We start from the raw sequence: 12,577 nt of genomic DNA on the forward strand, positions 1-12,577 counted from the left end.
ATGCTTGAAGGACTTCTGATCGGCCTGCAAACGGCATTCTCAATCCAAAACCTGCTGATGGTCATTGCCGGCTGTCTTATCGGCACCTTCATCGGCATGCTGCCGGGCCTTGGCCCGATGTCGATCATCGCCATCATGATCCCCGTCGCAATTTCAATGGGTGATCCATCGGCGGCCCTTATCCTGCTGGCAGGCGTCTACTACGGTGCGATTTTCGGCGGCTCGACCTCCTCCATCCTGCTGAACGCGCCGGGTGTCGCAGGCACCGTGGCCTCCAGTTTCGACGGCTACCCGATGGCGCGACAAGGCAAGGCAGGCAAAGCGCTGACCATCGCGGCCATCGCCAGTTTCGCCGGTGGTACGCTCGGCGCCATTCTGTTGATGGTCTTCGCGCCAGCACTGTCCTCAGTCGCGTTGCTGTTCCATTCGGCTGAATACTTCGCCCTTATGGTCGTGGGCCTGTCCGCCATCGCGGCCTTCGCAGGGTCGGGTCAGGTTGCCAAAGCCATGATCATGACGATCCTCGGCCTGATCATGGCAACCGTGGGCGAAGGCGCTTTGTTCAACCTGCCGCGCTTCACCATGGGGATCATGGACCTTCAGTCTGGCTTTGGCTTCATTACGCTGGCTATGGCGATGTTCGCCCTGCCCGAGGCGCTGTTTCTCGTCTTGAAACCCAAAGACCTGAAAGGCGACGACGGAGAAATCAAGGACCTCCGCATCACCAAGGACGAAGCGAAAGCAATTGCACCCGTCATTGGCCGTCAGTCAGTTCAGGGCTTTTTCATCGGCGTCTTGCCTGGGGCTGGGGCGACAATTGCCAGCTTCCTTGGCTACGCGGTCGAACGCAATATTGCACCGAAGCAGGAACAGGAAGAGTTTGGCAAAGGCTCGATCAAAGGTCTGGCCGCACCGGAATCTGCCAACAACGCGGCCTGTACCGGGTCATTCGTACCACTGCTAACGCTGGGCATCCCGGGGTCGGGCACGACGGCCATCCTGCTGGGCGCTCTGATCGCGCTGAACGTGACACCCGGCCCGCGCCTGATGGTGGATGAGCCTCAGATTTTCTGGGCCGTCATCATGTCGATGTTCATCGGCAATCTGGTGCTGCTGATCCTGAACCTGCCGCTGATCCCCTACATCGCCAAAGTGCTGGCCGTACCGCGCAATTTCCTGATCCCGTTCATCCTGTTCTTCACCCTGATGGGCGCTTATATCGGCCAGAACAACGCAACCGAGCTTCTGCTCCTCGTCGGCTTCGGCATCTGCGCCACCGCGTTGAAATTCGCCGACTACCCCCTCGCCCCGCTTCTGATCGGGTTCATCCTTGGCGGAATGATGGAAGATAACTTTGCCCGCTCGATGCAGCTCTATGACGGTATCGCTTTCATCTGGGAACGCCCGATGACCCTAGGCCTGCTGGTGATCGCCGTCCTTCTGGTGCTGCTGCCAAGCTACCGCGCGCGCCGTGCGCGGGCACGGGCTGCGGGGATTGCGGATGGGGACTGACCCTCTGGCCGGCATCCGCGTTCTGGATCTGACGAACGTGCTTGCCGGCCCGTATTGCTGCTATCAGCTCGCATTAATGGGCGCCGAGGTGATCAAGGTCGAACGCCCTGACTCAGGCGATCTTGCCCGGGTGTTGGGCGCCGATCCTGAGCGCAATAAGGCGGGCATGGGGATCAGTTTTCTGGCGCAGAATGCCGCGAAGAAATCCGTCACGCTGGACATGAAATCCGATCGGGGCAAGGCGCTGCTGAAACGTCTGGTTCACTCGGCGGATGTATTGGTCGAGAATTTCAGGCCCGGTGTTATGGATCGATTGGGTCTGGGCTTTGAAATTCTGAAAGCCGAGAACCCGCAACTGATCTACTGCGCGATCAGCGGCTTTGGGCAGGACGGACCCCGCCGCGATGATCCAGCCTATGACCAGATCGTTCAGGGGGTCAGCGGTGTCATGTCCATCACCGGCGCGCCGGACACGGCCCCTTATCGTGTTGGCTACCCTCTGGCTGATACGGTTGGTGGCCTGACCGCAGCATTCGCCATCTCATCCGCCCTGAACGCGACCCCACGTGGCGCGTTTCTGGATGTTGCTATGACCGAGGCGGTGATTTCTACGATGGGTTGGGTCGTCTCGAACCACCTGATCGGGGGCGTCACGCCGGCCGCGCATGGGAACGAAAACACAACCTCGGCCCCCTCGGGCACCTTTGCTACTGCAGACAGTCCGATCAACATTGCCGCCAACCGCGATGAACAATGGCAGGCGCTTGCTCAGCATCTGGGTCGAGACGACCTACTGGACGATCCAGCCTACACAACACGAGAAGATCGCAAGACCAACCGTCACGCCTTGCGCGCGGAATTGGAGCGCACGCTGACCACGCGACCGGCAAAGGAATGGGTGCGAGAGTTGAACGATATTGGAGTGCCCACCGGGCAGGTTCTGACCGTCGCCGATGCACTCGACGACCCGCAATTATCTGGGCGGGGTTTGATCGGTACGCTGGACATTCACGGTGAAGACCTACAGCTCGCTGGCAGCCCTATTGTCATGGACGGCGCGCGCAAACATCCTGAGACCGCGCCGCCGGAATTGGGTGCAGACAACTTCAAAATCTGGTCTGAACTCGGGCTGTCGCAGGATGCGATCAACGCCCTGAAAAAGGAGGGCATCATATGAGCGATGTATCCGATTGGTGGCAAACCTCGATCATCGACATGGAGCCTGGCCGGATACACCTGCGCGGAGAGCCAATCCAGGATTTGATCGGCAATCTGAGTTTCGCCGAAATGATCTGGTTCATGCTGCGCGGCGAGAAACCGACCGAAGCACAAGCTAGTTTGTTCGAAGCAGCTTTGGTTGCGGCGGTCGATCACGGTCCGCAAGCGCCTTCAATCGCAGCCGCCCGCATGGCAGTCACCTGCGGTCTGCCCCTGAACAACGCGATGGCCAGCGCGGTCAACATGCTGGGCGATGTGCATGGCGGGGCCGGAGAGCAGGCGGTGCAACTCTATCACTTTGTTGTAGAGCATTCGGGCAATCTGGGGGAAGCATTGGACGACTGGATCACCACTCACGGAAAGATCCTCCCGGGCTTTGGCCATCGCTTTCACACCCCGACCGATCCGCGCGCCCCGCGCCTGATGGCGCTGGTCGCCGAAGCCGTCGAACAAGGGGCATGCAGCGGTGATTTCATGCGGATCGGGCAGGCGATTGAGGCCGAGCTGGCCCATCGCAAAGGCAAACCCGTCCCCATGAATATCGATGGCGCGACGGCAGTGATCTATGCCGAGTTGGGCTTTGCCCCACCCTTGGCGCGCGGGTTGTTCTGTCTGTCCCGCTCGGTAGGTATCCTGACTCACGCGTGGGAGCAGATGGAGCAAGGTGGCCGCAACAAGGGACCAACCCCGCCCGCCTATCGCTGGACTTATGTGGACCCCAACACCAAGACTTAAACGCCCAGTCCTTCTGTCGACAGATCATCCAGTCGCGGCATCAGGTGCAATAGTTCTTTGGCGTAGTCCGTCTGCGGGTTGGCAAACAGGGCATCGGTCTCTTGGATCTCGACCATCTGCCCTGCCTTCATCACAGCAACGCGGTCGCACATCTGCCGCACGACCGGCAGATCGTGGCTGATGAACAGCATCGTCAGGCCCAGGTGTTCTTGCAGGTCCTTCAGGATGTTCAGGATTTGAGCCTGGATCGAGACGTCTAGCGCGCTGGTTGGTTCATCACAGATCAGGAACCGAGGTTGTGTCGCCAAAGCGCGTGCGATCGAGATACGCTGACGCTGCCCGCCCGAGAACTCATGCGGGTATTTCAAGCCCGCTTCCGAACCCAGACCCACCTGATCCAACAGCTCATCCACCCGACGTTTGACGTCTGAGCCGCTCATAAGGCGGTGATGGCGGATCGGTTCTGCCACGATCTCGTCCACGCGCATTCTGGGGTTCAGCGAGGAATAGGGATCCTGAAAGATCATCTGTATGTTCTTGCGATAAGCATCCTGAACGGCTTTGTCGCCCAAATCACTGACCAACTGCCCATCAAACATGATCGAGCCGCCATCGACCGGGTACAAGCCAGCAATCATCCGCGCCACGGTGGACTTGCCCGAGCCGGATTCACCCACAACGCCGAACACCTCGCCCGCACGGATATCAAAGCTCACATCATCGACAGCGGTGAAATAGGTCCGGTCCCAAGGCAAAAGACCGCGCCGTTGCAGGAAGCGTTTGGTCAGGTTGCGAATTTCGAACACGGGCTTGGACGTGTCATTGTCCACTTTCGGCCAATGGCGCGCCATATCCTCGATCGCAAAGCGCGTCTCACGCCCGCCATAGCTGATCTGAGGAAACCGGTGCAGCTTGAGCGTCGGCCGTGGCACCGCTGCGATCAGCGACCGCGTGTATTCGTGTTGGGGCTGCCCCATCACCTGCGCGGTTGTCCCGGTTTCGACAACCTTGCCTGCATACATGACGGTCACGCGGTCGGTCGTATCGGCAATGACGCCCATGTCATGGGTGATCAGAATAACACCGACCTGCCGTTCCCGCGCCAATTGCTTGATCAGATCCAGAATCTGCGCCTGAACCGAGACATCCAGCGCCGTGGTCGGCTCATCCGCGATGATCACATCCGGTTCGGTACAAAGTGCTAAGGCGATCACCACCCGTTGGCGCATCCCGCCCGAGAATTGGTGCGGGTATTGGTTCAGACGCGTATCAGGGTCCGGAATCCCCACCCGGTCAATCAGGTCGCGGGCGCGTTGATTGGCCTCGGCCTCGGACCCGCCCAGATGGGCAAGGATGGTTTCGGTCAGTTGCTCTCGCACCGTGAACAAAGGGTTCAGCGAAGTCAGCGGGTCCTGAAAGATCATCGAGATCTTCTTGCCGCGCAGGCCGCGCATAGCCTCGGCGTCAAGGCCACTGATCTGTTCGCCGCCCAGCTTGATCTGACCGCTGGCAATCCGTCCGGGACGTTCGAGCAGCCCCATGACGGCGGCACCGATGGTGGATTTGCCTGCGCCAGATTCGCCCACCAAACCGTGGATTTCACCCGGCTCGACGGACAGGTCTGCGTGATCCACCGCAGTGAACAGCTTGCGGCGTGTTGGGAATTCGACGGTGAGGTCTTGGATGGTCAGAAGGCTCATGAAATCACCGCAGTTTAGGGTTCAGCGCATCGCGCAGCCAGTCGCCCAGCAGGTTCACGGACAGGGCGAGGGCCAGAAGGGTGCAGGCGGGGAAGAACAGAATCCACCACTCCCCCGAGAACAGGAACCCCTGCCCGATACGGATCAGCGTCCCTAGAGATGGCTGGGTCGGAGGCGCGCCGACACCAAGGAAGCTCAACGTCGCCTCGGCGATGATGGCCAGCGCCAGGGAGATCGTCGCGATGACCAGAACCGGGCTGAGGACATTAGGCAGGATGTGTCGGAACATGATCGGGATCGAGCCACGGCCAATCAGTCGCGCAGCCTGCACATATTCCTTGTTCTTCTCGACCAGCGCCGCGCCGCGGACGACGCGCGCAAACTGTACCCAATCTGACAAGGCGATGGCGATGATCAGCACGTAGATCGCCATCTCATCGCGATATTCCGGAGGGGTCACGCCCTTGGCGATACCAAAGATCAGCATGGCGACCAGAATGGCCGGAAAGGTCAGTTGAACGTCAGCGACCCGCATGATCAGCGTCTCGACCCAGCCACCAAAATAGGCTGCGACCAGCCCCAGAACGACTCCGATGATCAGAGCCAGCAATACGGCAGCAGCCCCCACGAACAAGGAAATGCGCAGCCCGTAGAGGATGGTCGAGAACACATCTCGGCCCTGATCGTCCGTGCCTAGCAGGAAGGTTTCCTGCGTAAACGCATTCGGTGTGCCCGGCGGTGTGAAGCCGTTCATCAGGTTCAGCGTCGCCGGGTCGAACGGATTGTAAGGCGCGATCAAGGGCGCGAAAATGGCACAAAACACAAGGATCAGCACAACGGCCGAGGCGATGACAGCCACGGGCGAATGCCGGAAGGACCATGCAAAATCGCTGTCCCACGCTTTGGCAAAGCGCGACTTGGAGACGGGTTGCGGGGTTTCGATCGTATCGGTCATGTGGCCCTCGCGTCGACACGCAGGCGCGGGTCAATGGCATAGTAAAGAAGATCGACGATCAGGTTGATCGTCACGAACATGACCGAGATCAGCATCAGATAGGCGGCCATGACGGGAATATCGACGAACTGGATCGCGTTGATGAACAGCAGTCCGACACCGGGCCATTGAAACACCGTCTCGGTGATGATGGCAAAAGCGATGATCGAGCCCAATTGCAGACCCGTGATCGTAATCACCGGCACCAGCGTGTTTTTCAGCGCGTGGCGGAAGTTGATCACCCTGTCCGAAAGCCCTCGGGCGCGGGCGAAACGGACGTAATCGGCGCGCAGGACCTCAAGCATCTCTGACCGCACCAGACGCATGATCAGGGTCATCTGATACAGGCCCAGCGTAATCGCGGGCAGGATCAGCGCCTTCAGGCCCGAGGTGGTCAGAAACCCGGTTGACCAGCCCCCGATCATGACCGTCTCACCCCTGCCGAAACTGGGTAAGAGGTCAAGTTCGACCGAGAATATGTAGATCAGCAATATCCCGATCAGGAAGGTGGGCAGAGAGACCCCGATCAGACTGACCGTCATGATGATATTCGCCGCAACCCCTTGTCGTCGGATCGCGGTGAAGACGCCCAACGCGATGCCCATGGTGATGGCGAGGAAGCCTGACACGAAGGCCAGCTCAAGCGTCGCGGGCGCACGTTCGGCGATGATGGTCGAGACCGGACGGCCCTGACGGTAGGACACGCCGAAGTTGCCCTGAACCGCGCCTTGCAAGAACTTTGCGTATTGCACGACAAACGGCTGATCGAGGCCCAGTTCCGTCCTCAGCCGGTCGATATCGGCCTGTGTGCGTTCCTGACCCAGCATGTTGTCGATCGGATCGCCGACAAAACGAAACATCGAGAACGCGACCAGACCCACGACCAGCAAAACGATCACGGATTGGAACATCCTTCGAACAATATATGCGAACATTCAGAATCCCCGGTTGATCGGCCTGTCTAGGCCGCGTCTGACCAAATGGTCAAGATACCGCTAACGAAACAGGGACCAGAACGACCCGGCCCCTTGAACCGCGTTGTCAGTTTACGGTCACCCACCGTAGGATGAAGAAGTTGTCCGGCCGTTGGGTCAACTCGATATTGCTGCGCGTCCCCCAGACCAGAGGCTGCACATACATCGGAACATAGACCTGTTCATCCTGAATGATGCTGGTGACCTCGTCCAACATGGCCTGACGCGTGCCTTCATCCAGTTCGGATTGAATCTGCGGCAGAAGTTCATCGACACGTGCGTTCGAGAAGCCGCCGAAATTCCAGCTGCCCAGCTTTTTTTCTTCGTTTGGGGTCGCGACCAGAAAACGCACGGGGTGTTCGGCGTCGAACGTGCCCGGGCTCCAGCCCAGCAGGTACATGTCATAATTGTCTTCGCGCAGCTCGGGCCAGTAGTTGCGCACCGGCATCGCGTCCAGCTCAGCCGTTAGGCCGATCTGTGCGAGCATGCTGACAATCGCCTGACAGACGGCCTCGTCATTCAGATAGCGGTCATTGGGGCATTTGAGGCCGAACGAGAATCCGTCAGCGTATCCAGCTTCGGCCAACAAGGCCTTTGCGGCCTCGACATCATAGGCGGGGCGCTCTGCATTGGCTGCTGAGTAACCGCTCATCGCTGGGCTGACGAGTTGTGAGGCCGCCTCGGCATTGCCGCGCATGATCGTGGCAAGTATGGCATCGACGTTCACCGCATGCGCCACGGCCTGACGCACACGCGCATCCTGGAACGGGTTGGGTTTGCCAGCATCGTCGGTGTATTTCAGGGCCTCGGCCTGATGGTCAAAGCCCAGCATGATCACGCGGGCCTCAATCCCCTGAATGACCTCGACCTCATCATTGCCCTGAAGGCGCGCCACGTCCTGAATCGGAACGGGCTCAATCATATCTACATCGCCGGACAGCAAGGCTGCGACGGCGGTGGCAGAGTTCTGGATCGGGTTGAATTCGGCGCGGGTAATGTTGTGCTCTGCCTCACCCCACCAACCTTCAAAAGGTTCCAGAACGGTGCGCAGACCGGGCTCGCGTGCGGTGATCTGAAACGCACCGGTGCCGTTGGCATTCAGCGTCGCGTAGTTCCCGGTTTCCTTGTCGGGCAAAGCGGCATCATTCGCCTCAGCCCAGCCCTGATCCATGATCATCCAATTGGCAATGGACGACGGGAATAGCGGGTTGGGTGCTGTGGTCATGAAATCGACGGTGTAGTCATCGACCACCCTGACCTCGCTGATCGGTGCGAACCAGCTGCGGGTATCCGAAACTTCATCCGAGGCGCGTTGGTAACTGAACAGAACGTCCTCCGCGTCGAATGTGCTGCCATCGTGGAACGTCACGCCCTCGCGCAGGGTGAACCGCCAGCCTTCGCCGTCTCCGATCGATTCCCAACTAGTGGCCAAAGCGGGCTCGACGCTCATGTCCTTGCCGCGGCGGACCAGTCCTTCGTAGGCATTGTTGAGGAACCCAAGAACAGCGGCCGAGTTGACGGCGTGCGGGTCCATGGTCTGTGGATCGGTGGTCGAGGCCCATTTGAACTCGGCTGCCTGAGCGGCGCTTGCGGCTAAAAAGGCCAAACCGATGGCCGTTGCCTTGAAGGTCATGGCGATACCTCTCTGTTTTAGGTGAACAGTCGTGAAACACCAAATGACAGGGCGCTGGTCCGCGCCCTGCCCTGTCTTGCACCCTGAACCTTAGTTCATGGTGAAGTATTTGATCTTCGGCGAATCTTCCGGCTCAACAATTGTGCCGACATTCGACTTCATACCCCAGTTCAGCACCTGATGGTGAATCGGGATATACAGTTGATCGTCCTGCACAACCTGCCAGATCTCGGCGATCTGCGCGTTACGCTTCGGAAGGTCCGTTTCAGAGGCCAGCCCCTGGATCTTGGCGTCCAGATCCGGGTTGTTGTAGCGAGTCGCATTCCACGAGCCGTATTTCTCACCCTTGGTGTGAACCAGGAAGTTGAAGATATACTCGGAGTCGTAGGTCGGAACGCCCCAGCCCAGCATGTAGAAGTCGGTCTCGAGGTTCGAGAGCAGCGGGAAATGCTGCGCCTTGGGTTTGGCATCCAGATTCACCGTAACGCCAATCTGCGCCAGCATGCCAACGGCAGCCTGACATATCGCTTCGTCGTTGACATAGCGGTCATTGGGGCAGTTCAGCGTGATCGAGAACCCATCTGGATACCCAGCCTCGGCCATCAGCGCCTTGGCGCCTTCGATATCGGTCGTGGAGGAACTGTCCATGCCCTCATCCCAACCGTTCACGAAAGGCGGTGCAATCATGCCAGCAGGGGCCGACTGGCCGCGCATAACGACCTGCTTGATGGCATCCCGGTTAATGGCCTTGGACATCGCCTGACGCACGCGTACGTCTGCCAGCGGGTTCTTCCCGTCCACATTGTCCGAACCCAGATCGGCATCCCCCATGTTCATGCCGAAGAAGATCACCCGGTTCTGAGGCGCAGTCCGTACGTCCAGACCATCGGTATCCGCAACGCGGGCCAGATCCTGAACGGGGACGTCCTGAATGAAATCGACCTCCCCCGACAGCAAAGCAGCAACCCGGGTCGCGGCGTTCTGGATCGGGGTATAGATGATCTCGGTCACTTCCAGGGGGAACTCATCCTTGCCCCAGTAGTTCTCGTTCGCGGTCAGAACGGTTTTCACGTCGGGTTCACGGCTGACCAGCTTGTACGGGCCGGTACCGTTTGCGTTCTTGGCGGCGAATGTATCCTCGCCCCCTTCATAGTCCTGCACCTTCACGGCGTTATTCGCCTCGGCCCAGGCCTTGTCCATCATGAACATGTTGGTCAGGTTGTTGGGCATGATCGGGTTCGGACCGTCGGTTTCGATCTCAACCGTGTATTTGTCCGGCGCGCGCACTTCTTTGACCGAGGCCAGCAGCTCTTTGTAGTCCGAATCCGGCGTCATCGCGCGGTTGAGCGAGAAGACAACGTCTTCGCTGTCGAACTCGGCGCCATCATGGAAGGTCACGCCTTCACGCAGTTTGAACACCCAGACGTTAGGGTTTTCCTCAGACGGGGCCCACTCGGTCGCCAGCGACGGCACAAGCGCCCCGGAATGGTCGCGCATCACCAGCGTTTCCATGATCTGATGCGCCATGGCTGAGGTCGGACCCTCGTTTTGCGCATGCGGGTCCATCGTCAGCGAGTCGCCTGCGCGTGCCCAGCGAAGCGTTTCCGCAGAGGCAGTGCCAGCCAATAGGGCCATGGCACTGGCTGCGACCAACAAGTGTTTCACTTTCATTGTAGTCTCCCCAATTCTTTTTTTAACCCGCACGGATGGCGGGTGATCGACGAAGCGCGATCAACGTGCCCTTGATAATCCAAATCATTCTAAAACTTGCAATGCCTAATTGGATTGCTGGACCCGACGGGAACCGGCCAGATTTTGGCCGTTTGGCCGGATTTCGCTGGTCCTTTGACGATCGAGTTGCATACCCTAACTCTTTCTTCGAGACTCGGTTCGCGGTAAAAAAACGTAGCCGCATCAGGCTGGACATCGTGTCGGGGACATTGATTTGAAACAGACAAACCGCAAACCGCCCAACCCGAGGCGAGAGCTTCAGAGCGTGCGCAACCAGAGCGTATCGTTTCTGGGTGTCGCGTTTCTATTCAGCATCTTCGTCAACCTGCTAATGCTGACCGGGCCGCTGTTCATGCTGCAGGTCTATGACCGGGTTCTCAGTTCGCGCTCGGTCGAGACGCTTACGGCGCTGTTTCTGCTGGTTGGGCTACTATACGGTCTGATGGCCATGCTGGATTACGCGCGCGGCCGGATCGTGGCACGGTTCGGAGCCAAGTTCCAATCCTCACTGGACTAGAGGGTTTTTGACGGAACCATTCGGCGGGCACTGTATCCACAGATCCGCTCGGCCCCAGCAACGGCCTTGCGGGATCTGGAGGCCGTGCGGTCGCTTTGCGCGTCACCTGTTTTCCTCGCCGTTATGGATATTCCGTGGACGCCTGTATTTCTAGCCGCGATCTTCCTGTTCCACCCGTTGCTCGGCTGGCTAGCGGTTGCTGGTGGGTCCTTGCTGATCGTCATTGCCTTGCTCAACCAGATCCTGACCAAACAGAAGGTGGCCGAAGCACAGGTTGCCTCAGGCCGGGCCAATGCCTTTGCGGAACAAGCGCGGCAAGCCGCCGAAGTTGTGCGGTCGCAAGGCATGCAGGGCGACGTTGCACAGCGCTGGTTGTCACAGCGCAGCAACGCCTTGTCACAGAGCATCTCGGCCAGCGACTGGACCGGTAGTTTCACGTCTTTGACCAAATCGCTGCGCCTGTTCCTGCAATCCGCGATGCTAGCGCTTGGCGCTTGGCTGGTGTTGCGCAACGAGATGACAGCGGGGGCCATGATCGCGGGTTCGATCTTGCTGGGCCGGGCTTTGGCACCTGTGGAAATGGCGGTGGGCCAATGGGGTCTGATCGAAAACGCGCGAACCGCGTGGTCTCGTCTTGGCACTTTCCTCGATGAAACCCCACCCGAGCAGACCAAAACCAAGCTGCCCGTGCCCGAGGCGCGTCTCGTCGCAAAAGGTCTGACGGTCATTCCGCCCGGCGTTCAAAAGCCAACCCTGCGCAATGCCTCGCTGCTATTGGAACCCGGCAAGGCGCTGGGTGTGATCGGCAAAAGTGGCTCGGGCAAGACAACTCTGGCCAAGGCGCTTTTGGGTCTGTTGACCCCCGCAGCGGGCGAGATTCGCTTGGGTGGCGCGACATTAGATCAATATGCAGCAGATGATCTGGGCCACTACATCGGCTATTTGCCGCAGCAGGTCACGCTGTTCAACGGAACGGTGACAGAGAACATCGCCCGGATGTCGCAACAACCCGATGACGCCGCTGTTGTCGCCGCCGCCAAGAAGGCAAACGCACATGAGCTGATCATGTCTTTGGAGAAGGGTTATGACACCTTTCTGGAAGGCAATGACAGCCAGTTGTCCGGCGGTCAGAAACAACGGATCGCGCTTGCGCGTGCGCTCTATGGCGATCCTGTTCTGCTGATCCTGGATGAGCCGAACTCAGCCTTGGACGCCGACGGTACCGAGGCGTTGAACCGCGCGGTGCGCAGCCTCAAGAAAAGCGGCAAGGCCGCAATCATCATGACACACCGCCCGCAGGCAATTTCCGAATGTGATGACCTGATCGTGGTCGAGAAAGGCCAGATCGTAAAAGCAGGCAGCCGGGACGAAGTTCTGGGTTCGATGGTTCAGAACGCCGGTGCAATCAAACGACACCTCAATAAAGTGGGTGAGAAATGAGCAACCCTCCCGCGCGCCGCAGTTGGCGCATAACCTTCCCTGCAACTGTGGGCTTTGTTGCGCTGCTCATCCTTGTTGTGGGCATCGGCATCTGGAGCGTTCGGACCCAACTGGCCGGTGCGA

The 12,577-nt window shown here is 59.2% G+C and carries 8 protein-coding genes and 1 pseudogene; 4 read left to right on the plus strand and 5 right to left on the minus strand.

The genetic code is table 11. From position 1 onward, the window contains the following. Genes ACOERD_RS06510 through ACOERD_RS06520 form a run of 3 tightly spaced genes read left to right on the plus strand, consistent with a single transcriptional unit; the run spans position 1 to position 3,465 of the window. On the plus strand, positions 1–1,512 hold the full coding sequence (locus ACOERD_RS06510) for a tripartite tricarboxylate transporter permease (protein ID WP_170471470.1): 1,512 nt from the start codon (positions 1–3) through the stop codon (positions 1,510–1,512). Further along, positions 1,502–2,689 carry a CaiB/BaiF CoA transferase family protein gene (locus ACOERD_RS06515; protein ID WP_419738444.1) on the plus strand — a complete coding sequence of 396 codons (1,188 nt, stop codon included), beginning with the start codon at positions 1,502–1,504 and terminating at the stop codon, positions 2,687–2,689. Before ACOERD_RS06510 ends, ACOERD_RS06515 begins: the two co-directional genes overlap by 11 nt. Then, the gene (locus ACOERD_RS06520) at positions 2,686–3,465 is read left to right on the plus strand and encodes a citryl-CoA lyase (protein ID WP_419738445.1); all 780 of its coding nucleotides are present in this window, start codon (positions 2,686–2,688) and stop codon (positions 3,463–3,465) included. Before ACOERD_RS06515 ends, ACOERD_RS06520 begins: the two co-directional genes overlap by 4 nt. On the opposite strand, the gene ACOERD_RS06525 is transcribed toward ACOERD_RS06520, so the two are convergent. The 5 genes from ACOERD_RS06525 to ACOERD_RS06545 all read right to left on the minus strand — a co-directional run bounded on the left by ACOERD_RS06525 (position 3,462) and on the right by ACOERD_RS06545 (position 10,437). Beyond that, positions 3,462–5,165, minus strand: a complete 1,704-nt coding sequence (locus tag ACOERD_RS06525; protein WP_419738446.1) for an ABC transporter ATP-binding protein — start codon at positions 5,163–5,165, stop codon at positions 3,462–3,464. The two genes, ACOERD_RS06520 and ACOERD_RS06525, sit on opposite strands and share 4 nt — an antisense overlap. Positions 5,166–5,169: 4 nt before the next feature. Then, the gene (locus ACOERD_RS06530) at positions 5,170–6,120 is read right to left on the minus strand and encodes an ABC transporter permease (RefSeq protein WP_419738447.1); all 951 of its coding nucleotides are present in this window, start codon (positions 6,118–6,120) and stop codon (positions 5,170–5,172) included. Further along, a complete protein-coding gene (locus tag ACOERD_RS06535; RefSeq protein ID WP_170375660.1) occupies positions 6,117–7,094 on the minus strand; it encodes an ABC transporter permease in 978 nt (325 codons plus the stop codon). Before ACOERD_RS06535 ends, ACOERD_RS06530 begins: the two co-directional genes overlap by 4 nt. A gap of 106 nt (positions 7,095–7,200) precedes the next feature. After that, on the minus strand, positions 7,201–8,766 hold the full coding sequence (locus ACOERD_RS06540) for an ABC transporter substrate-binding protein (RefSeq protein ID WP_419738448.1): 1,566 nt from the start codon (positions 8,764–8,766) through the stop codon (positions 7,201–7,203). Positions 8,767–8,856: 90 nt separating this feature from the next. Then, complete coding sequence (locus ACOERD_RS06545; protein ID WP_419738449.1) at positions 8,857–10,437, minus strand: ABC transporter substrate-binding protein; 1,581 nt, start codon at positions 10,435–10,437, stop codon at positions 8,857–8,859. A gap of 391 nt (positions 10,438–10,828) precedes the next feature. Between ACOERD_RS06545 and ACOERD_RS06550 the strand changes: the two are divergent. Then, positions 10,829–12,454: pseudogene (locus ACOERD_RS06550) on the plus strand (type I secretion system permease/ATPase). Positions 12,455–12,577 lie beyond the last annotated feature (123 nt).

It is taken from the genome of Ruegeria sp. (assembly GCF_965199275.1).
Taxonomy (GTDB): Bacteria; Pseudomonadota; Alphaproteobacteria; order Rhodobacterales; family Rhodobacteraceae; genus Ruegeria.

What these genes read in the sequence shown, in the direction of transcription:
- ACOERD_RS06525 (WP_419738446.1), bottom strand. Translation starts at nt 5,165, where the DNA reads ATGAGCCTTCTGACCATCCAAGACCTCACCGTCGAATTCCCAACACGC.
- ACOERD_RS06545 (WP_419738449.1), bottom strand. Translation starts at nt 10,437, where the DNA reads ATGAAAGTGAAACACTTGTTGGTCGCAGCCAGTGCCATGGCCCTATTG.
- ACOERD_RS06535 (WP_170375660.1), bottom strand. Translation starts at nt 7,094, where the DNA reads ATGTTCGCATATATTGTTCGAAGGATGTTCCAATCCGTGATCGTTTTG.
- ACOERD_RS06530 (WP_419738447.1), bottom strand. Translation starts at nt 6,120, where the DNA reads ATGACCGATACGATCGAAACCCCGCAACCCGTCTCCAAGTCGCGCTTT.
- ACOERD_RS06520 (WP_419738445.1), top strand. Translation starts at nt 2,686, where the DNA reads ATGAGCGATGTATCCGATTGGTGGCAAACCTCGATCATCGACATGGAG.
- ACOERD_RS06510 (WP_170471470.1), top strand. Translation starts at nt 1, where the DNA reads ATGCTTGAAGGACTTCTGATCGGCCTGCAAACGGCATTCTCAATCCAA.
- ACOERD_RS06515 (WP_419738444.1), top strand. Translation starts at nt 1,502, where the DNA reads ATGGGGACTGACCCTCTGGCCGGCATCCGCGTTCTGGATCTGACGAAC.
- ACOERD_RS06540 (WP_419738448.1), bottom strand. Translation starts at nt 8,766, where the DNA reads ATGACCTTCAAGGCAACGGCCATCGGTTTGGCCTTTTTAGCCGCAAGC.